This window comes from Rhizobium brockwellii (genome assembly GCF_000769405.2).
GTDB classification, from domain to species: Bacteria; Pseudomonadota; Alphaproteobacteria; order Rhizobiales; family Rhizobiaceae; genus Rhizobium; species Rhizobium brockwellii.
This window is the reverse complement of the sequence record NZ_CP053441.1, coordinates 1-20,983: the sequence shown is the minus strand read 5'-3', so window position 1 is coordinate 20,983 and position 20,983 is coordinate 1. Positions and strand designations below refer to the sequence as shown.

The window sequence follows — 20,983 nt, the reverse complement described above, 5'->3', positions numbered from 1 at the left end:
TCATCCTTGCAAAAGTCGCAAATCACAAGGCGGTCACTCACGCCGATGTGACAGCCAGACGAAAGCGCCTGTGCGAACATGAAACAGCGCTCAACTTGAGTTGACAATCTCGCGAGGAGTTAGGAGAGTGCCGCCGGTCAGAGCCAGCATTTCCGGGGGGAACCTATGTCCGTGCGCTCGTTCTTCGCTTTCGCGACAATCGCATTTTCCACGATCGCCATCAGCTTTCCCGCCGCCGCGGCGGACACCAAGCGCGACATCCAGACGATCAAGGACGCCGATTTCTTCGGCTTCGATCTTCGCACCGAGCAGAACGTCTCGCTCGATCAGTGCAAGACATCCTGCATCGGCGACAAGAGCTGCAAGGCCTTCACCTACAATCCCAAGGTGAAATGGTGCTTCCTGAAATCCGATTTCAAGACGATGAACGCTTTCCCCGGCGCCATCGCCGGCAAGATCGTCGAAACGGCCGCCCAGCAGGAGCGAGATATCGGCGCTGCGCCGCGCCTGACCTTTCTCACGAACGATCTCATCCAGCAGGCCCACGACTTCAAGGATAATCTGACCCTGGCCGACGACCAGCAGGGCCAGGGCGCCGACAGCCTGACGGCCAATGCCCGCATCGACCTCACTGCCAACAATCTGGCCGACGCGCTGAAGTCCTTCCATGGCGCACTGTCGATCACGCCTGACGACGCCGATCTCTGGCTCGAAACCGCCCGCGCCGCAGCTTCGCTCGGCAGCGCCGAAAGCAACACGACCGGCCAGGCCGTGCTCGACGCGCTGAACGGCTACGAGCTGACGCGCACCACCGCCAAACGCGCCGAGGCGCTGGCCGTGCTCGCCACTGCGCTGGAGCGGAATGCCAACTACCGCCCGGCGCTCGACGCCTACAAGGCCAGCCTGGCGCTCGTCGGCGCCAAGGATGTGCAGGCGGCCTACCTGCAGCTGAAATCAACGCAGGGCTTCCGCGTCACCGAACACACTGTCGATGCCGACAGCGCCACGCCTCGTGCCTGCGTCACCTTCTCCGAGGCGCTCGTCAAGACCACCGATTACACACCCTTTGTGACGTTGAACGGCGAAGCACCAAAGGCACTCGAAACCAAGGACAAGCAGATCTGCGTCGAAGGGCTGACGCATGGCCAGACCTATAAGATCGCCCTGCGGACCGGCCTGCCGTCGGCTGTCGACGAGGTGCTGGAAGCACCTGTCAGCGTCGACGTCTACATCAAGGACCGCAGCCAGATTGTGCGTTTCACTGGTGACAGCTTCGTGCTGCCCTCGACGGCGCGCCGCGGCATCCCGATCGTTTCGGTCAATATGACCTCGGCCAACCTCAAACTCTACCGCATCGGCGATCGTGCCATCGCGCCGCTGCTGACCAATTCGCAGTTCCTGTCCCAGCTCGACGGCTACAGCGCCCAGAACATCCAGGATCAGAACGGCGAACTCGTCTGGCAGGGCTCGATCGACATCGCCAACGAACTCAACAAGGACATCGTCACCAGCTTCCCGGTCGACGAGGCGCTGCCCGAGCGCAAGCCCGGCATTTACGTGATGACCGCAACGGCGGCAAACGGCCCCGCGCAGGAGTGGGATTCGCAGGCGACGCAATGGTTCCTGGTCTCCGATATCGGCGTCACCACCTATGCCGGCACCGACGGGCTCAACGTCTTCACCCGCTCGCTCGCCTCGGCCAAGCCGATCGCAGGCGTCGAGCTGCAGCTGCTCGCCAAGAACAACGAAGTGCTCGGCACTGCCACCACCGACGCGGACGGCCGCGCCACCTTCACCGCCGGCCTGATCCGTGGCACGGCGGCGCTGACGCCGGCCGTCATCACCGCCAAAAACGGCACGTCGGACTACGTCTTCCTCGACATGACGCGCGCCGGCTTCGACCTTTCCGACCGCGGCGTCACGGGCCGCGCAGCACCCGGCGCAATCGACGTGCTGACCTACACCGAACGCGGCATCTACCGCGCCGGCGAGACGGTGCATGCGCAGGCACTTGCCCGCGACACCGACGGCAACGCCATCGAGAACCTGCCGCTCACCTTCATCTTCAGCCGTCCCGATGGTGTCGAAGACCGGCGGATCGTCAGCCAGACCAGCAATCTCGGCGGCTACTCCATCGATTTCCCGACCCAGGAAAACGCCATGCGTGGCACCTGGACGATGAACATCTATACCGATCCCAAGGGCAGCGCGATCGCCACCAAGAGTTTCCTCGTCGACGATTTCGTCCCCGATCGCACCGACATGGAGATCAAGACCGAGGCCAAGGAAGTTGGTCCGGACACACCGGCGACGATCACCGTTTCGGGCAAATATCTCTACGGCGCCCCGGCCGCCGGCCTGACGCTGGAAGGCGACGTCGTCGTCAAGCCGACGCGTGAGAGTGCGGCCTACAAGGGCTTCCTCTTCGGCCTTGCCGACGAGGAGGCGAGCGAGGATTCGCGCCTGCCGATCGACGGCCTGCCGGAACTCGACGAGAACGGCGAAGCCTCGACGGATCTCACCATCAGCGAGCTGCCGGCCACGACACAACTGCTGAACGCCACCGTCTATATGCGCATGCAGGAAGCCGGCGGCCGCGCCATCGAGCGCACTCTGACCATTCCGGTGAAGAACGAGCGGGCGTCGATCGGTATCAAGCCGGAATTTTCCGACGATCTGCCGGAGAACTCGATCGCCAACTTCACGGTGATCGGCGTGAATGCCGATGGACAGAAGCAGGAGGCGAAGGGCCTGCGCTGGAAATTCTACAGCCTCAACCGGCAATACCAATGGTATCGCGAGGGAACGGCCTGGAAATACGAGCCGGTCTACACCGCCGAGCAGGTCTCCAACGGCAGCGTCGACGCGACGATGGACGGCGGCAAGATCTCCGTGCCGGTGACCTGGGGCCGCTATCGCCTCGAAGTGGAAAGCCCCGATGCCGACGGCCCGACCTCCAGCGTCGAATTCGACGCCGGCTGGTTCGTGAGTTCGACCTCGACCGAAACGCCCGACGGGCTTGAGATCGCCCTCGACAAGGACAGCTACAAGATCGGCGAAACGGCCAAGCTGAAAGTCACCTCGCGCTATGGCGGCGAGCTGATGGTGACATCAGGAACCGAAAAGCTGGTTGCCGTACAGAACGCCACGATCGGCGAGACTGGCGGCGAGGTCGACATCCCCGTCACTGCTGATTGGGGTGCCGGTGCTTATGTGACCGCCACGCTCTTCCGCCCCGGCGACGCCCAGGACAGCCATATGCCGATGCGCTCGATCGGCATCAAGTGGCTGAAGGTCGATCCCGAACAGCGCGCGCTGCAGGTGACGCTCGACACGCCCGAAAAGATGCTGCCGCGCGGACCACTGAACATTGGCCTGCAGGTGGCGGGCGCCGGCGCCAACGAGGACGCCTATGTGACGGTTGCTGCCGTCGATGTCGGCATTCTCAACCTGACGCGCTACGAACCACCGAACCCGGAGGACTGGTATTTCGGCCAGCGCCAGCTCGGCCTCGAAATCCGCGACCTCTATGGCCGCCTGATCGACGGCTCGCTGGGTGCGACCGGCAAGCTCCGGACCGGCGGCGATGGCGGTGCCGTGGCACTGCAGGCAAGCCCGCCGACGCAGAAGCTCGTCGCCTTCTTCTCCGGGCCGGTGAAGCTCGACGCCGAAGGCAAGGCCAATGTCTCCTTCGACATTCCGCAGTTCAACGGCACGGCGCGCGTCATGGCGGTCGCCTGGTCGAAGATGGGTGTCGGCCACGGCGTCAAGGATGTCATCATCCGCGATCCCGTTGTGGTGACCGCAAGCCTGCCGAAGTTCCTCTCCCCCGGCGACAAGGCCAATCTGCGGCTCGACATCGCCAATACCGATGCGCCGGCCGGCGACTACAAGCTGCAACTGACCGGAAATGATGCGGTCGGCATCGAAGAAGCGTCCGCCTCGGAGACGATCCGCCTCGAGGCCGGCGCGAAATCCGAGCTGACGCTTTCGCTCATCGGCAAGCAGCCGGGCGCCGGCAGCGTCTCGATCAACCTTTCCGACGCGTCCGGCCTCTCGCTCGACCAGACGGTCGACGTGCCGGTGCGCCCGGCCTCGTTGCCGATTACCGAACGGCGGGTGCTGGCGCTGAAGCCAGGGGCAAAGCTCACCGTCGACAAGAACCTGCTCGCCGACAGCGTGTTGCCCGGCGCCTCGATCAGCGTCAACGTCACCCGGTCGGCCGCCTTCGATATTCCAGCCCTGCTGATGACGCTCGACCGCTATCCCTTCGGCTGCGCCGAGCAGACCACCAGCCGGGCGCTGCCGCTGCTCTACCTCGCCGAGGTGGCGAAGCAGGCGGGCATGGAAAACGATGATGACGTGAAGAAGCGCGTGCAGGATGCAATCTACCGCGTGCTCTCCTATCAGGCCTCCGCCGGCAGCTTCGGTCTCTGGGGACCGGATTCGGGCGATGTCTGGCTCGATTCCTATGTCACCGATTTCCTGACGCGGGCCCGCGAAATGAAATACGACGTGCCGGAAAGGGCTTTCGTGCAGGCGCTCGAAAACCTGCAGAATACGTTGTCCTACACCACCGACATCAAGGGCCAGGGCGACCAGATCGCCTATGCCATCTACGTCCTTGCGCGCAACAAGAAGGCTGCGATCAGCGATCTGCGCTACTATGCCGATACGATGATCAATGACTTCCCGACGCCGCTCGCCAAGGCGCATATCGCCGCCGCACTGGCGCTCTATGGTGATGCGCAGCGTTCGAAGAATATCTTCCTCGACGCGCTGCAGATGTCGGAGCAATCGATGGTGTCGCGCGTGAACCTGTCGCGCACCGACTATGGCACGATCCTGCGCGATGGTGCGGCGATCCTGGCGCTCGCTGCCGAAAGCCGGCCGGTACCGCCTGTCATCCCGGAACTCGCCAAGGCGGTCGGCAAGGAATGGGGGCGCAGCAAATATAAGAGCACGCAGGAAGAAACCTGGATGCTGCTTGCTGCGCGCGCCATCCAGGGCGGTGACGACGGCCTGAAGGTCGATGTCAATGGGGCCGAACACACCGGTGCCTATATGGCACGCATGACCGGCGATGCCCTGGCTGACCATCCGCTGACGCTGACCAACCAAACCAACGACACGGTTTCGGCTGTGGTCACCACCGTTGCCGCCCCCACTGTGCCATTGCCGGCCGGCGGCGACGGCTTCATCATCGAGCGGACCTATTACACGCTCGACGGCGAAGAAGCGAATGTCAGCGAGGCGAAGCAGAACGAACGCTACGTCGTGGTCATCCATGTGCGCGAAACCAATGACTGGCCGTCGCGCATCGTCATCACCGACCTTCTGCCCGCCGGCTTCGAGATCGACAATCCGAATCTCGTCGACAGCGCCCAGATGACGAATTTCGACTGGATCGGCGAGATCTCCGCTGCCCATACCGAATTCCGCTACGATCGCTTCGTCGCCGCCTTCAACCGCGCAGCAGGCGATGAGCGCGAATTCAACGTCGCCTATGTCGTGCGCGCCGTCACTCCCGGCACCTATGACCATCCGGCCGCAAACGTCGAGGACATGTACCGGCCGGAGCTTTCGGCCCGCACGGCAACCGGCAAGATGGAGGTCGTGACGGCGCAATAATGAGGCGGTGGCACAAGTTTGCGATCGGGTCCGCAGCCGGCATCGTTCTTGCCGGTGCGGCTCTCTTTGCGCTCGATGCCGCCGACAAGGCCTTTCCGCCGCCGCTGGACAGGGCAAATGCCGTCTCCGCCGAGGTGCTGGATGCCGACGGGCAATTGTTGCGCGCCTTTGCGACGTCGGAAGGACGCTGGCGGCTGAAGACGGCGGCCTCCGACGTCGACCCGCAATTCCTGCGCATGCTGATCGCCTATGAGGACCAGCGTTTCTACGACCACGGCGGCGTCGACCCCTGGGCGCTCGGGCGCGCTGCCGTGCAACTGATTAGCAACGGGCGCATCGTCTCCGGCGCCTCGACGCTGTCGATGCAGGTGGCGCGGCTGATCGAGCCGCGCGAAGGGCGCTCGCTTTCGGCAAAACTCCTGCAATTGGTGCGCGCCATGCAGATCGAGCGGCGGCTGTCGAAGCAACAGATTCTCGACCTCTATCTCACACACGCGCCCTATGGCGGCAATCTGGAAGGCGTGCGCGCCGCAAGCCTTGCCTATTTCGGCAAGGAACCGCGGCGCCTGACGATCGCCGAGGCAGCGTTGCTCGTCGCCCTGCCGCAATTGCCGGAACGGCGCCGGCCGGACCGCAACCTCAAGGCCGCCGAGACCGCGCGCAAGCGCGTGCTCGACCGCGTCGCGGTCGCTAGAGCCGTTGGCGACGGCGAAGCGGAGCGGGCTGAAGGCGTCGCAGTTCCTGCGCGGCGCATGCAATTGCCCGCACTTGCCGCCCATGTCGCCGAATCAGCACTTCGCAAGGAGCCGACGGTTCTCAAGTATCAGACAACGCTGAAGAAACAGGTGCAGCAAGGGCTGGAAGCGGTTGCGCGGGCAGCGGCATTCAAGCTCGGGCCGAAGCTCTCGCTTGCCATGGTGATGGCGGATGCTCAGACGGGCGCGATCGTCGGCGAGGTCGGCTCGGCCGATTATTTCGATGCCAGCCGCTCCGGCTGGATCGACATGACGCGCGTCAACCGCTCGCCGGGCTCGACGTTGAAGCCCTTCATCTACGGGTTGGCCTTTGAGCAGGGCCTGGTGTCCCAGGAGACGATCATCGAAGACCGGCCCGCCGATTTCTTCGGTTATCGGCCGCGCAATTTCGACATGAGCTACCAGGGCGACGTCACCGTACGCGAGGCACTGCAGCTTTCGCTGAACGTGCCGGCCGTAAAGCTGCTCGATGCCGTCGGGCCGTCGCGGCTGATGGTCCGCTTTCGCCGCGCCGAGGTACGCCCGGTCCTTCCGCCGAACGAGACGCCGGGGCTAGCGATCGGGCTTGGCGGCGTCGGCATCACCCTGAAGGATCTGGTGCAGCTCTATACGGCGCTCGCCAATCGCGGTCAGCCGGTTAGGCTCGGCGACGGCGTCACCGGTGCACCGGCCAAGCTCGACGGCGAACCGCTGCTGGAACCGGTCGCGGTCTGGAACATCGCCGATATTCTCTCCGGGGTCATTCCGCCCGCCGGCGCGCCGCAGCGCGGCATCGCCTACAAGACCGGCACGAGCTATGGCTATCGCGACGCCTGGTCGGTCGGCTATGACGGACGCTATGTGCTCGGCGTCTGGGTCGGACGGCCCGACAATAGCGCCGTGCCGGGATTGACGGGTTATGGCACCGCCGCGCCGATCCTGTTCGAGGGGTTCGCCAAATCCGGCATTGCGACGACGCCGCTGCCCCGCCCGCCTGCAGGCGCCGTGCGCATCGCCCAGTCCGAGCTGCCGATCAGCCAGCGGCGTTTCGCCCTCAATGCCAGTGGCCTGCTCGCTTCCGGCCGCGAGGCCGCGCCGCAGATCATCTATCCCCCCGAAGGCGCGCATGTCGATCTCGGCGCTGGGCAAGGCAACCTGTCACCGCTGATGCTGAAGCTGCAGGGCGGTCGCGCGCCTTTCCGCTGGCTTGCCAACGGCAAGCCGCTGCCCGACCTCTCCCGCCGGCGCATCCAGCAATGGCTGCCCGATGGTGGCGGCTACTCGAAACTGACCGTCATCGACTCGGCCGGACGCGCCGCAAGCGTCGGCGTTTTCATCGACTAAAGCATCGTTCTTTGCGCGTCTGAAAGGAGCCGCCGCGCTGTAAGGGAACAAAAACCCGGCTGCAACCGTTCGGGAGGGTCTCTTTCCAACATCAGCGGCCCCATGACACTTCCGACAGCCACCTACCGGATACAATTCCGCAACGGCATGACCTTCGATCGCGCCTGCGACCTCGTCCCCTATCTCAAGACGCTCGGCATCAGCCACCTCTACGCCTCTCCGATCTTCACAGCCGTCAGCGGCTCGACCCACGGCTATGACGTTACCGACGCCAACGACATCGACCCGGCGCTCGGCGGCCGGGCGGGATTTGAACGGCTGACGGAAAGTCTTGCCGCCGTGGGCATGGGGCTGATCCTCGACATCGTCCCGAACCACATGGCAGCCTCGCCGGAAAACGGCTGGTGGCGCGACGTGCTGATATTTGGCCGGCAAAGCGCCTATTTCAGCCACTTCGACATTGACTGGAGCGAACCGCTGACCCTGCCGCAGCTCGGCCAGGATTTCGAGGGAGCACTGGCCAACGGCGAACTGCGCATCACGCTCGACCAAACGCACGGCAATTTCGCCTTCGGTTATTTCGAGACGCTGTTGCCGCTGAACCCTACGAGTTACGGAGCGATCGCAAATCGGCTCGACGATCCGGTTGCCACCAGAATGGCGGAGGCTGCGGCCGTCACCTCGGGCGAGAATTTCAACCGCGCGATGCGTGACATCCTCTTCGAAGGTGGCGATCGGGCAGCCCTCCGGCAAAAACTCGATGACGTCTCGGCCGATCGCGATTTCGTAAGAAGCCTGCATGAGGGTCAGCATTGGCGGCTGACCCATTGGAAGCAGGCGGCACGATATCTGAGCTATCGCCGCTTTTTCGAGGTGACCGGACTGGTCGGCATCCGAGTCGAAGATCCAACCGTGTTCGAGGAGATGCACCGGCTGGTGATCGAGCTGGTGCGCCATGGCAAGGTGCAGGGCCTGCGCATCGACCATGTCGACGGGCTCGCCGAGCCTAAGGCCTATCTCGACAGGTTGCGGGAGGCGGTGGGGCCGGACACCTATATCGTCGTCGAAAAGATCCTCGGGGCCAGCGAGGTCCTGCCGGAGCGCTGGCCGGTTGCCGGCACCACGGGATACGAATTCATCGCCGCGCTGAGCGAGCTGTTCATCGACGGTGGCGGTCTGCGCATATTGGACGATGCCTATCGCAGCGTCGCCGGTGAGACGGCTGATCTCGAGGAGGGCCGGCGGATTGCCAAGCGACTGATGGTCGAACGCAATTTCGCCGGCGAGACCGACAGGCTGGTGTCGATCGCGGCAGGCATATTTCCCGAGCTAACAAGAGACGAGATCGCCACCGCGCTCAGCGAGTTGTTGATCGCCTTTCCCGTCTACCGCACCTATGGCGACGGCGGCCCGCTTTCCTGGCAGGATTCAGCGGTCCTTGCCGCGACCGCCTCGCAAGCCATGGCGCGGCTCGACGATCGGCGTGCATGCGACCATGTGCTGAAGCTTCTCGAAGGCAAGGTCGAAGGTGACGCGGCCCACGAGTTCCGTATCCGCTTCCAGCAGTTGAGCGGGCCGGTGATGGCGAAGGCGACGGAAGATACGTTGTTCTACCGCTATAACAGGCTGCTTGCCGCAAACGAAGTCGGCGGTGAACCGGGCAAGGCGCCTGGCGGCCCGGAGGAATTCCACCGCCGCATGGCAGAGCGAGCGCGGCTGCAGCCGCATGGGCTTTCGGCAAGCGCGACCCACGACACCAAACGCGGCGAGGATGCGCGTGCAAGGCTCTACGCACTGAGCGAAGGCGCGGATGTTTTTGCACAGGCGGTCGAGCGTTGGCGCGACATGAACCGGCCGTGGCTGAAGGATCTGCCGGAGGGTGCCGCGCCGGAATCAAATGTCGAATGGATGCTCTATCAGGCGCTGGCCGGCATCTGGCCGGAAGATTTCGACAGAGGACGGACGGAAGAGCTCCGCGAACGCTTCGCCGATTACGCGGTCAAGGCCGTGCGCGAGGCGAAACTGCGCAGCGACTGGACGGAACAGGATGCCGCTTACGAGGAAGCGGTCACGACCTATGCCGCGGCGCTGGTTTCGCCTGATAATGACGTCTTCCTTGAGGATTTCGAAAGGGTGCTGCAGCCTTTCATCGCGGCGGGTTACCTCAACAGCCTGTCGCAAACCCTGCTCAAGCTGACGGCCCCCGGCATTCCCGATATCTACCAGGGTGCGGAGGGCTTCGATTTCAGCCTCGTCGATCCCGACAACCGCCGGCCGGTCGATCATGAGCGGCTGAAGGCATGGCTTGATGAAGCCGGGCCGATCGCCAAGCTGCAGGCGGCGGCGTTGAAGCAGCGCATCGTCGGGATCGGCTTGCAGCTGCGCCAACGGCACGCGGACCTCTTTGCCAGAGGCGACTATCTGCCGCTGAAGGTGACGGGCAACCGGCGCGACCATGTGCTTGCTTTTGCCCGGGTGCATAAGAGTGATTTCGCCATCATCACGGCGCCGCGGCTGATGTTCGGCTGGCTCGATCCAGGCGTGCTCTTTGCCGGTCCGGAATTCTGGGAGGATACGGCGATCGCCGTCCCCTCCCCGCTTCACGGACTGAAGGCCGATCTGGTGACCGGAAAGATGATCGAGCCCGGTGGCAGCATTTCGGTCGCCGCCCTGCTCGGGAGCCAGCCCGTTGGGCTGATCACCCCGATCTGAGGATCAGCCGTCGCAAAAATCTCGTCCATGAAAATAGTGCTTGACCTTCCGGTCACTGGAAGGTTGATAAGCCTATCCAAGTGCCCCCTCCGGGCACAGGAGATAGTCATGGATATCAAGCACGAACACGATCACCATCACAGCCACGCCGATGGCGACGATCATTGCCATTGCGGCCATGAACCCGAGAAGGCTGCAAGCGTCATGACCCGTGATCCTGTCTGCGGCATGACCGTCGATCCCCAGGCTGGCAAACCTTCGCTCGATCATGACGGCCGCACCTATCATTTCTGCTCCGAGGGCTGCCGGACGAAGTTTGCGGCAGCACCTGAGGATTACCTCACCGCGAAGGATCCCGTCTGCGGCATGACCGTCGATCGCTCCACAGCGAAACATTTCCTAAAGCGCGAAGGTGAGAAATTCTATTTCTGCTCCGCCGCCTGCCAAGCGAAGTTCGAAGCCGACCCCGCAGCCTATCGCGACGGCAAGTGCCCGCCGGCAAAGCCGGCACCCAAGGGCACGCTCTATACCTGCCCGATGCATCCCGAAGTCGTCAGCGACAGTCCCGGCGACTGCCCGAAATGCGGCATGGCACTGGAGCCGATGGGCATTCCGCCTGCTGACGAAGGTCCGAACCAGGAACTCGTCGATTTCGTCAGGCGGCTCTCAGTCAGCGCCATCCTTGCTGTGCCGTTGCTGGCGCTGAGCATGGGGCCGATGTTCGGCCTGCCGCTTCGCGAAACGATCGGCGGGCCGCAGGCGACCTACATCGAACTGCTGCTGGCAACGCCGGTGGTGCTCTGGGCGGCCCTGCCCTTCTTCCGCCGCGCATGGGCGTCTGTCGTCAACCGCAGCCCGAATATGTGGACGCTGATCGGTCTCGGTGTCGGTACCGCCTATGTCTACAGCGTCGTCGCCACGCTTGTACCAGGCATCTTCCCGATGAGCTTCCATGGCCACGTCGCGGCCGTGCCCGTCTATTTCGAGGCCGCGGCCGTTATCGTCGCGCTCGTCTTTGTCGGCCAGGTGCTGGAATTGAAAGCGCGCGAACGCACCGGCTCGGCAATCCGCGCTTTGCTCGACCTTGCGCCGAAGACGGCGCGGCGCATCGATGCCGGCGGCAGCGAAAATGATGTGCCGGTGGACGATATCCAGACCGGTGACCGGCTGCGCGTTCGCCCTGGCGAGCGGGTGCCGGTGGATGGCTCCGTCCTCGAAGGCCAGTCGACCGTCGACGAATCGATGATATCAGGTGAGCCCTTGCCTCTGGAGAAGTCGAAGGGCGACCCGCTGACCGGCGGCACGATCAACAAGAACGGCACCTTCGTCATGACCGCAGAGAAGGTCGGCGCAGACACGGTGCTGTCGCGTATCGTCGACATGGTCGCCAAGGCGCAACGCTCGCGGGCGCCGATCCAGGGCGCGGTCGACCGGGTGTCGGCTATCTTCGTGCCGACGGTGGTCGCCGCCGCCGTCCTCGCCTTCCTCGTCTGGGCCGCGATCGGTCCGGAGCCGCGCATGGCGAATGGTCTGCTTGCCGCCGTTGCCGTTCTGATCATCGCCTGCCCTTGTGCGCTCGGCCTTGCGACGCCGATGTCGATCATGATCGCCACGGGGCGCGGGGCGCAGGAAGGTGTGCTGATCAAGGACGCCGAAGCGCTGGAGCGCTTTTCCAAGGTCGACACGCTGATCGTCGACAAGACCGGCACGCTGACCGAAGGCAAGCCGAAGCTTACCGACGTCGTCGCCTTCGGTGACGTCGGGGAAGACCGACTGCTGTCGCTGGCGGCAAGCCTGGAGCGCGGGTCGGAACATCCGCTAGCCGAAGCGATCGTTTCCGGCGCCGAGGAGCGCGGCGTCTCCTTCGTCGAGGTCACCGGTTTCGAGGCAAAGACCGGCAAGGGCGTTCAGGGCCGTGCCGGCGGCACGACGGTAGCGCTCGGCAATGCGGCGATGCTTACCGATCTCGGCATCGATCCAGCGGTCCTTGCCGAGAAGACCGAAGCCCTGCGCGGCGACGGCAAGACGGTGATGTTCGTGGTGTTCGACGGTGCACTTGCCGGTCTCGTCGCCGTTGCCGACCGCATCAAGCCGACAACGGCAGCCGCCATCAAGGCACTGCACGACAGCGGTCTGAAGATCATCATGGCGACAGGCGACAACGAGCGCACGGCACGTGCGGTCGCAAAAAGCCTCGGCATAGACGAGGTGCGCGCCGATGTGCTTCCGGAAGGCAAGAAGGCGCTGATCGACGAGTTGCGGGCCAAGGGCGCCATCATCGCCATGGCCGGCGACGGCGTCAACGATGCGCCGGCGCTCGCCGCCGCCGATGTCGGCATCGCCATGGGGACCGGCGCCGACGTCGCGATGGAAAGCGCCGGTATCACATTGGTGAAGGGCGATCTGAACGGCATCGTCAGGGCGCGGCGGCTGGCGGAAGCGACGATGCGAAACATCCGCCAGAATCTCGGCTTCGCCTTCGGCTATAATGCGCTCGGCGTGCCGATCGCGGCCGGCGTGCTCTATCCGATCTTCGGGCTGCTGCTTTCGCCGATGATCGCCGCGGCGGCAATGAGCCTGTCGTCCGTTTCGGTCATTGCCAATGCGCTGAGACTGCGCTTTGCAAAACTATAGGAGATGGCGATGAATATCGGCGAAGCATCGGAACGGTCCGGCCTGCCTTCGAAGACCATCCGCTACTACGAGGATATCGGCCTCATCCGCCCCGAAAGGGGCGGAAACGGCTATCGCGACTATGCCGCAACCGACGTCCACAAGCTGCGCTTCCTGCAGCGTTCGCGCGGCCTCGGCTTTTCCGTCGAGGAATGCCGGCAATTGCTGGCGCTCTATGAGGACAAGAGCCGGGCGAGTGCCGACGTCAAGGATATCGCTCAGACAAAGCTTACCGAGATCGACCGCAAGATCCGCGAGCTGACGGAGCTGCGCCGGACGCTGGAGCACCTCGTGCATGCCTGCCACGGCAACGACAGGCCGGACTGTCCGATCCTCGAAGAGCTTTCGGACGGCGGCTGACCATTTCAGGCGACCTGCATCAGGAAAGCTGTGGCATGTTCTGGTTGGCTGCCGGCGAGGGTTGAGCCCGCTCGTCGGGTTCCTCGTCTTCGCCGTCGTCCAGCGCTCCGTCATCCAGCCGATGCTTGATCGCCAGCGCATAGATCACGTCGAGAATATTGCGGTCTCTGAGATGAGGATCCATCAGGGCGAGAAGCGAGGCCCGGACGATCTTCTTGCTGGTGGCCTTCGGACAACGCGCCTTGACGAAATCGTAGAGCGCCTGATCCGTCAGCCCTTCCATGGCGCCGTCCACGAGAGCTTCGTAGACCCGCTTCTTTTCCTTCATTCTTTATTTTCCCCTGCAAATCAGCGGCGTCATGATCTGTCATGTAATTGTCATAAACAATCGCGGATTTGAGGCGCCCTTCGCTAGGGAAGGATATTTGATGTTTATCAGCGACGGTCGTCGGCCCGTATGATTTTTTTACGTCCGCCGGGAATAAAACCCGCCTGACTTGCGTATACTCAAGCATGGAACGCAAAGAACGCCCCTTCGACGTCATCGGACAGCTTGCAGCGCTGAGGCGCTACGCTCGCTCGCTGGTGCGCAATTCGGACGAGGCGGAGGATCTGGTGCATGATGCGCTGGTGCGCGCCTTCGAGAAGCGAAAGAGCTTCCGCAGCGGCGGCAACCTGCGCACCTGGCTGCTCTCCATTCTGCACAATGCCCATATCGATCGTCTTCGCCGGAACCGATCGCTGACGCGCCGCCACGATGAAGCGGCTGTCGAAGCCGAGCAGTCGCTGCCGGCCGGCCAGGAACATGCCGTCCGCCTGCAGCAGGTGCGCGACGCTTTCTTCGACCTGCCGGAGGAACAGCGCGAGGCGCTGCATCTCGTCGCGATCGAAGACCTTTCCTACCAGGAAGCCGCCCAGGCGCTCGGCATTCCAGTGGGGACGCTGATGTCGCGCATCTCCCGCGCGCGCGCTCAACTGCGCGAATTCGAGGAGAAGACGCCGCGGGTTTCGCATCTGAGAATCATCGGAGGGAACGGCAATGAAAGCAATTGATCCGATCCTCGATGCCGATCTTAACGCCTATGTCGATGGCGAGCTCGATGTCGCCCGTCGCATCCAGGTGGAATCCTATCTTTCCGAGAATCCGGCGATTGCCGCCAAGGTCATGGCCGACCTCAGCGTTAGGGGCGAACTGCGTCTGGCGCTGGCCGGCGAAAGTGCCTTTGGCCGCCCCGAGACCCGCGATGCCGCCCGCCGGCTGGAACGTGGCCTTTCCTATGGCCGCATCTTCCATTCCATGCAGCGCGTTGCCGCCGTCGGCATTCTGATCGCCGCCGGCTGGGTGGGGCACAATTCGTTCGGCGCCTTCTCGGCGACTGAGGTGGTGGCATCGGTTCCGGCACCCGCCTACGTCGAGGATGCCGTCCGCGCCTATCAGACCGCGGCCCTGCGCCAATCGATGCCTCCGCAGACGCCGGCCAGCTATAGCGCTGACGATATTCGCGCCGCCACCGCGATCGTGATGCCCGAGCTGCCTAGGGATTGGAAGGTCGCCGACGTGCAGATCTTCCCGTCCGAATTCGGCCCCAGCGTCGAGATGGCGATCGAACAATCGGATGGAAAGCGACTTTCGCTTTTCGCCGTCCGTCCGGGCGCCTTCGAGGTCAAGCCGGTCAGTCATCTCAAGCTGGAAAAAGCAGAAGCCGCCTACTGGCAGATCGGCGAGGTCGCTTATGCGCTGATCGCCGACGATAGCGGTCTCAATCTCGACCAGGCGGCCGAACGGCTCGCCCGCTCGCTCTATTAATTCAAACCGAGGAGATCAGCATGAACCCGATCAATCCCCGCTACGGTGCCGTCGCCGGCTCCCAAGCCCTCTTCGACGAAGGCCTGCGCCAGCATATGCTGCGCGTCTACAACTATATGGCTCTCGGCCTCGTCATCACAGGCCTCGTCGCCTTTGTCGTCGGCTCGACGCCGGCACTCTATGTCCCGATCTTCGGCTCGCCGCTGAAGTGGGTGGTGATGCTCGCGCCGCTCGCCTTCGTCTTCTTCTTCTCGTTCAAGATCCAGACGATGTCGGCCAGCACCGCCCAGATCACCTTCTGGGCCTTCTGCGCCGTGATGGGCCTGTCCCTCGCTTCCGTCTTCCTGGTCTTCACCGGGGCGAGCATCGCGCGGACCTTCTTCATCACCGCCACGATGTTCGGCGCCACCAGCCTCTACGGCTATGCGACGAAGCGTGATCTCTCGCGCATGGGCTCGTTCCTGATGATGGGCCTCTTCGGCGTCATCATCGCCTCGGTCGTCAACATCTTCCTGGGTTCGAGCGCGCTGCAGTTTGCGATCTCGGTGATCGGCATCGTCGTCTTCGTCGGTCTCACCGCTTACGACACGCAGAACATCAAGGAACAGTATTCGGAAAACTTTGATCAGGAATCGAACCAGAAGCTCGCCGTCTTCGGTGCGCTCTCGCTCTACCTGAACTTCGTCAACATCTTCCAGCTTCTGCTCAACTTCACCGGCGAGCGGGAATAGGACTGCGCTTCTGGGGGCAAAGGAAGCGCAAGAGCGCCTGGTTTGCAGTCTGTGACAGGATGGCGGACTGGGTGCTCACCTAAACGAGACGGCCGGGTCAACGCCCGGCCGTTTTCGTTTCAGATGATACCCCAGGCGCGATAGCGACCCCGGCCGGTGATTTCACGAATGCCGATCTCGTTGACGAGGTTCAGCGCGCCGCGCGGCGTGATGCGCAGGTGACGGGCAATCATCGCCGCCGAGACCATTGGCCGCGACAGGATGAAATCGGCAAGTTCCGGCAGGCTGCTGTTCGAACGGCGGCCGCGAAAGCGCAGCTCCATCTGCGTACGTGCCAAGGACAAGCGGTCGAGTTCCTTGAGGCCGGCCACGGCACCCAGATGCATCGCCTCCAGAAAGGCTTGCAGCCGCGTGGTCCGATCGCGCGCCCGACGACGCTCATGGCGCACCAGCTTCAGCCCGCCGTAGAAAGAAAACAGATGTGAGGCGACCTTGCCGCGGGCGCGTAGATGGCTTGCGATCAGAAGGCCGCCGAGCCAGTGCTGACGCCGCAACGGCTCGATCCTTTCCCAGGCTTCGAAGAGGATGACGGCGCCAAGAACCGGCGGCAAGCTATCGGCCAATGGCTGGACGCTTCGCCACTCCGCAAGCCGCTGTTCCTCGTCCCACTCGTCGTCACCGAGCAAGCCGAGAGGATCTTCGTTGCGCCTTGCCGGGGTAACGGCGGCCGTCTCGCTTGCCGGCGTTTTCCCGGTATGGATATCGAGCAGCTTCTGCGAGCGGGCAAGAAGCGCATCGATCTCAGCCATCTCGGCAGCGAGCGGCCCCTCCTCATCCTCGCCCTCTTCGTCGGTCTCGAGTGGAGCGGCGACGCTCTTTGCTTCCTGCGCTTTCCCCTCCCCTTCCCCGCCGGTCGCGGTCAGCGTCGCAAGCCCCGAGACACCGAGTGCCCAGGCGGGTTCGCCCGTCCAGATCCGCCGACGTGCCCGCAGCACGGAATGGGCGATCGTCAGTTCGTGGGTGGGAGCGCGGCTATCCATATGCGCGTCATGCAAAACGAGATCCTCGACATGTACGAGTTCGCCGGCCACCCAGAGCGCACCGGCGGCGTCGAAGAAATGGCTGCGTTCGGCAAATCCCTCGCCGACCGGCGAGCGCAACACCCGCTCGTCCAGCCGCGCCACTGCATCCTCCGCCGCGGTAAGGGCTGGAAGCAGGGTTTGAAGCATCGTGCCGTCAATATCGTAGCGCATTGTTAAGCTTTACGGTTTTCCACAACTGGAAGCAAAACACGTGTTTCCTTCCGCCATGTATGACATGGTTAACAGCGTATTTCAACAAAACTAGGGAAATGGAAGCCGTTAAGATGACTGATCGACCGGCCGCATATGCTTCTACCCGTCGCAGCTGGCGCGAAACTTTTTCATAGCCGCTCATCCGGTTTTCCTCGCCACCGGACCATTTGCCCGCATCAGCGCCATCAGCATCGGTCCGAGCGAGAATTCGCCACGCTCCGCTCGCCGCGTCAGGTCACGCAGATAGCCGCCGGCCGAGTTGATATGTCCACCCCTTTCCAGAATGCAGGCGATCACCGTGGCGGCGTTTTCCGGCCCCATGACATCGCAAGCCAGCTGATAGGCGCTGGGGCTGACGCCAAGAGTGGAGCGGACGATGACGGCCGCGGCCATCAAATCGCGCCAGCTGCCAATGCCGCCGCCCGGTCCGTAAGCGATGATCTCAGGGCAGGCCTGCAGCACCATGGCAAGGGGGAAGGATTTCGGCGGCTCCCGCCAATGCCGCGGTTCTTCCTCCGGCTTTGCGCCCTGCTTCGGTTCGAAGCTTGGTTCAAGTTCAGATTTAGGGTGTGGGTTTGAATTATGTATGTGCCGACCGTTTTGGTTATCATTGGCGTCTGTTTTTTCCGTTTTCGACTTCGATTCCAGCGTCTTGACAATCAATTCCCGGAAAGCATCGAGATCGGCCAGCAGGCTTTCCATCTCGGCGGCCGACGGGCGGCGCGGCAGGCTTGCGGAAAGCAGATTGAAATGCTTCTGCATCTCGATCCATTCGCCGGCAACTTCCTCTTCCAGCGCGATCTCGATGAGCTTGGTGATGTCACGCCGGCAAAGTGTCAGGCGCTCCCTCAGGCGCTTCCATTCGAGCTTGGCGGCCATCACCTGAGCCGCCTGCGCCTCGATCTCGTGGGCGCGCGCAAGCAATGGCGCCAAGCTGAAGCCAAAGGCCTCTCCCAGCCCGCCCTCGCCGTTGCGGCGGGCAAAACGTTTCCCGTTCGGGCTATCCCGGCGGATGATCAGGCCGGCTTCCACCAACATTGCCAGGTTCCGCCGCAGCGTCGTGCCGGCCATGCCGTGCGTGCGAAGCGACAGCTGCTCGTTCGACGGAAAGACGACGAAGCCGTTGGCCTCGGCAATCTCGTTCTTCGGGTAGAAGGTCAACAGCGCGTTGAGAACAGCGAGGGCACGGTCGGATACACCGACCATGTCCTTTGCTTCGCAGAGCGCGCGAAAAATCTTCCACTTGTCGACCGATGCGTCCGGATCGACCTTGCTGGCACTTTCCTGGCTTGCCAGCATGCCAAGCGTCATCGACCGCCGCCCAAAGGGCGTCGATACATATTGAGGCTCCATGTCCCTCACCTTTGCTCAAGGCAAAAGAAAGCTACCACCCAAAAGGATGCCGAAGACGCTTGACAGTGATTCGAGGAAGTGCGATTCTCAGATTGTCCAGATATGAGAAAGGCTTCCGCGGCGGCAACGTTCGGAGGCTTTTTTCTTTTGCGGTCTACTCTCCTGCTTGCAATTTGCCGGCCCGATAGGCTTCGTAAAGCTCATCGAGACGGCGTGAAATGTAAGCGCCGAAATCCGGCGCATCGCCGGTCTTCAACGCGATCGTGAAGGAATTGCCGGCGCTTTTGATTCGGCCGGCAATCTTGCCGCCGCTTTTCGGCTTCCAGTCATATTCCGTGGTTTCGGGCTTCGCCTCTTTCTTGGCGAGCTCGGCAACCAAAAGCTCGAAACGGCGGTCGCTCTCTTCCGCCAAGAAACTTCCCGAAGCAATGAGCTTTGCAAGCCGCGCGGCCGTCATCCCATTCCAGTCTTGGGCAAGCGCCATCCACCTGCGTCGCCCAATGCCAGGCGCGGCTCCGACCGACCTGACAATTTCGGCGGGGAGGGCTTTTGCGACCGATATCAGCTTCGATAGCTCCGTCTTATCTGTCGACAGCGCTTTCATGATAACGGGACGCTCAAAACCCTTAAGCTCGAGATTGAGGGCAAAGACCGCGCGCTCGATATAAGAAAGGTTCCGACGCGCCGAATTCTCAATGCCCTGCGCGATGACGACATCGGTATCGTCAAGCTTACGGACGATCGCCTGCACCTTGAGCCCGAGCAGCTTGACAGCCTGCAGGCGGCGATGGCCATAGGCGATCTGGTACCGCTCCTCATTATTGGGATGGCGGCGAACGAGGATCGGCACTTCCTGGCCGTTCTCAGCAATCGACTGCACCAGCTCGTCTTCCGTATCGAGCGGCTGGTCGGCAAGGCGGTCGCGGACGAAGGAGGAATCGATCAGATCAGGATCGAGTTCGACGATGCGTTCGCCGGAGAGCAAGGCCTCCTGCATCGCCCTGCTCTCTTCCTCCATGCGGCCAAGGGTCAACGCCATCGTCCGAACCGGCCCGGCCGATCCGCGCGAAGATGGCTCCTCGTAGTTGGCCGCGGCCAACTCCTGCGCCGTATCGTCGAATAGACCTTTCAGGCGATCGCGTCTGCTCATGCTCGACCCCAGGCTTTGTGAATACTGGCGAGAACCTCGCCGTTGGCGGCATTGACCGATTCCAGCGCGCGGTCATAGGTCGAGCGGCGCACCTGCCCCTTCTCGATCTCGTAGAGCGTCTGCTTGGTCAGCCCGACATCCGCGATCGCCGTCGATTTAAGAATGGTCGCCGTCAACACGTCGTCACTGAAAAGGCTGCGCAGCAGCGCGACGATCTGCGACTGCGGCGCATCGAAGGGTTCGTGACGCGTGACGACATATTTGATGAAGTCATGCTGCAGGTCTCCGCCGGCCTTGCGCACGACGGAAAGCAGATCCGAAGTCATCAGCAGGAACTGCGACATGGAAGCGACGTCGACCATCTGCGGATGGATGGTGATGAGCAGCGATGTCGCGGCACAAACCGCGCCAAGCGTGAGGTAACCGAGCTGCGGCGGGCAGTCGATCACCACGATGTCGTAATCGGCCTCGACCTCGGCAATGGCGATGCCGACCCGACGGAAGAACAGCTCGCCAGGTCGCTGCCGGTCGTTCAATGCCCGTGGCGTCTCATGCTCGAACTCCATCAGTTCGAGATTGCCTGGCACCAGATCCAAACCATCGAAATAGGTCTTGCGGACGATCTCCTTCAGCGGCTTGCGGTCCGCATCATAGCGAATTGCGCCATAGAGCGTATCGCCTTCGGAAAGATCGAATTCGGGCTGGACGCCGAGCATCGAAGAGAGGGAAGCCTGCGGATCGAGATCGATCGCAAGCACCCGGTAACCCGCCAGCGCCAGGTACTGCGCCAGATAGAGCGTCGTCGTGGTTTTGGCCGAGCCGCCCTTGAAATTGGTGACCGCAACCGTCTGCAGCTTTTCGCCAGGGCGACGCCATGGCTGATAGGAAAGCGCGTCCTTCGGCTTGAGCTTCGCCATATATTGGCGCAATTCATTGATCTGGCCGAGCGTATAGGAACGCCGACCATTCTGGGCAAGATCCGGCTGCGGTCCCTTCCCATCCAGTGAAAGCTGGCGAAGATAGCCGTCCGAGACGCCGATCATCTGGGCCGCCTCGCCGGAGGAGAATGTTCGTAGCGTCTTTTGCGAGAGCGGCGGAAACAACTTGTCGCGGAGGAGCTTCAGTTGCCGAGAAAGCTGGTTGGCATGCCGCTCGATCCGTACATCTGTCGTCGATACGCTAATGTTGTCCAA

General features: G+C 62.9%; 13 protein-coding genes. 8 read left to right on the top strand and 5 right to left on the bottom strand.

Annotation, left to right across the window (positions count from 1 at the left end):
* Positions 1-165: 165 nt before the first annotated feature.
* From RLCC275e_RS28190 to cueR, 5 genes are all read left to right on the top strand, one after another.
* On the top strand, positions 166-5,631 hold the full coding sequence (locus RLCC275e_RS28190) for an alpha-2-macroglobulin family protein (RefSeq protein WP_033183812.1): 5,466 nt from the start codon (positions 166-168) through the stop codon (positions 5,629-5,631).
* Positions 5,631-7,709 (top strand): penicillin-binding protein 1C, encoded by a 2,079-nt coding sequence (pbpC, locus tag RLCC275e_RS28185; protein ID WP_033183813.1) that lies wholly within the window; start codon positions 5,631-5,633, stop codon positions 7,707-7,709. Before RLCC275e_RS28190 ends, pbpC begins: the two co-directional genes overlap by 1 nt.
* Before the next feature lie 102 nt (positions 7,710-7,811).
* Positions 7,812-10,421: a malto-oligosyltrehalose synthase gene (treY, locus tag RLCC275e_RS28180; protein ID WP_033183814.1), complete on the top strand. Its 2,610-nt coding sequence runs from the start codon at positions 7,812-7,814 to the stop codon at positions 10,419-10,421.
* A gap of 108 nt (positions 10,422-10,529) precedes the next feature.
* A complete protein-coding gene (locus RLCC275e_RS28175) occupies positions 10,530-13,055 on the top strand; it encodes a heavy metal translocating P-type ATPase (protein ID WP_130708066.1) in 2,526 nt (841 codons plus the stop codon).
* A 9-nt stretch (positions 13,056-13,064) separates the two neighbouring features.
* The gene (gene cueR / locus RLCC275e_RS28170) at positions 13,065-13,454 is read left to right on the top strand and encodes a Cu(I)-responsive transcriptional regulator (protein WP_033183815.1); all 390 of its coding nucleotides are present in this window, start codon (positions 13,065-13,067) and stop codon (positions 13,452-13,454) included.
* 19 nt (positions 13,455-13,473) lie between these two features.
* Here the strand turns inward: cueR and RLCC275e_RS28165 are convergent, their stop codons facing one another.
* Entirely contained in the window at positions 13,474-13,782 is a 309-nt protein-coding gene (locus RLCC275e_RS28165; protein ID WP_033183816.1) for a hypothetical protein, read from the bottom strand.
* A gap of 185 nt (positions 13,783-13,967) precedes the next feature.
* Between RLCC275e_RS28165 and RLCC275e_RS28160 the strand changes: the two genes are divergently transcribed.
* Genes RLCC275e_RS28160 through RLCC275e_RS28150 form a run of 3 tightly spaced genes read left to right on the top strand, consistent with a single transcriptional unit; the run spans position 13,968 to position 15,992 of the window.
* Positions 13,968-14,507, top strand: a complete 540-nt coding sequence (locus RLCC275e_RS28160; protein ID WP_018246226.1) for a sigma-70 family RNA polymerase sigma factor — start codon at positions 13,968-13,970, stop codon at positions 14,505-14,507.
* Positions 14,494-15,261, top strand: coding sequence for an anti-sigma factor family protein (locus tag RLCC275e_RS28155; RefSeq protein ID WP_033183817.1), 768 nt, complete (start codon positions 14,494-14,496; stop codon positions 15,259-15,261). The genes RLCC275e_RS28160 and RLCC275e_RS28155 overlap by 14 nt, the downstream gene beginning before the upstream one ends.
* A 20-nt stretch (positions 15,262-15,281) precedes the next feature.
* Positions 15,282-15,992 carry a Bax inhibitor-1/YccA family protein gene (locus RLCC275e_RS28150; protein ID WP_033183818.1) on the top strand — a complete coding sequence of 237 codons (711 nt, stop codon included), beginning with the start codon at positions 15,282-15,284 and terminating at the stop codon, positions 15,990-15,992.
* A gap of 119 nt (positions 15,993-16,111) precedes the next feature.
* Here RLCC275e_RS28150 and RLCC275e_RS28145 read toward each other — a convergent pair whose 3' ends face one another.
* The 4 genes from RLCC275e_RS28145 to repA all read right to left on the bottom strand — a co-directional run bounded on the left by RLCC275e_RS28145 (position 16,112) and on the right by repA (position 20,983).
* Positions 16,112-17,245 (bottom strand): RHE_PE00001 family protein, encoded by a 1,134-nt coding sequence (locus tag RLCC275e_RS28145; RefSeq protein WP_033183819.1) that lies wholly within the window; start codon positions 17,243-17,245, stop codon positions 16,112-16,114.
* Positions 17,246-17,425: 180 nt separating this feature from the next.
* Positions 17,426-18,640, bottom strand: coding sequence for a plasmid replication protein RepC (repC, locus tag RLCC275e_RS28140; protein WP_033183820.1), 1,215 nt, complete (start codon positions 18,638-18,640; stop codon positions 17,426-17,428).
* A gap of 154 nt (positions 18,641-18,794) precedes the next feature.
* The gene (repB, locus tag RLCC275e_RS28135) at positions 18,795-19,790 is read right to left on the bottom strand and encodes a plasmid partitioning protein RepB (protein WP_033183821.1); all 996 of its coding nucleotides are present in this window, start codon (positions 19,788-19,790) and stop codon (positions 18,795-18,797) included.
* A complete protein-coding gene (gene repA, locus RLCC275e_RS28130; protein WP_033183822.1) occupies positions 19,787-20,983 on the bottom strand; it encodes a plasmid partitioning protein RepA in 1,197 nt (398 codons plus the stop codon). The genes repB and repA overlap by 4 nt, the downstream gene beginning before the upstream one ends.

Excerpts from the sequence above, each read along its gene's own strand:
- RLCC275e_RS28190 (WP_033183812.1), top strand. The coding sequence starts at position 166 with ATGTCCGTGCGCTCGTTCTTCGCTTTCGCGACAATCGCATTTTCCACG.
- pbpC (WP_033183813.1), top strand. The coding sequence starts at position 5,631 with ATGAGGCGGTGGCACAAGTTTGCGATCGGGTCCGCAGCCGGCATCGTT.
- treY (WP_033183814.1), top strand. The coding sequence starts at position 7,812 with ATGACACTTCCGACAGCCACCTACCGGATACAATTCCGCAACGGCATG.
- RLCC275e_RS28175 (WP_130708066.1), top strand. The coding sequence starts at position 10,530 with ATGGATATCAAGCACGAACACGATCACCATCACAGCCACGCCGATGGC.
- cueR (WP_033183815.1), top strand. The coding sequence starts at position 13,065 with ATGAATATCGGCGAAGCATCGGAACGGTCCGGCCTGCCTTCGAAGACC.
- RLCC275e_RS28165 (WP_033183816.1), bottom strand. The coding sequence starts at position 13,782 with ATGAAGGAAAAGAAGCGGGTCTACGAAGCTCTCGTGGACGGCGCCATG.
- RLCC275e_RS28160 (WP_018246226.1), top strand. The coding sequence starts at position 13,968 with ATGGAACGCAAAGAACGCCCCTTCGACGTCATCGGACAGCTTGCAGCG.
- RLCC275e_RS28155 (WP_033183817.1), top strand. The coding sequence starts at position 14,494 with ATGAAAGCAATTGATCCGATCCTCGATGCCGATCTTAACGCCTATGTC.
- RLCC275e_RS28150 (WP_033183818.1), top strand. The coding sequence starts at position 15,282 with ATGAACCCGATCAATCCCCGCTACGGTGCCGTCGCCGGCTCCCAAGCC.
- RLCC275e_RS28145 (WP_033183819.1), bottom strand. The coding sequence starts at position 17,245 with ATGCGCTACGATATTGACGGCACGATGCTTCAAACCCTGCTTCCAGCC.
- repC (WP_033183820.1), bottom strand. The coding sequence starts at position 18,640 with ATGGAGCCTCAATATGTATCGACGCCCTTTGGGCGGCGGTCGATGACG.
- repB (WP_033183821.1), bottom strand. The coding sequence starts at position 19,790 with ATGAGCAGACGCGATCGCCTGAAAGGTCTATTCGACGATACGGCGCAG.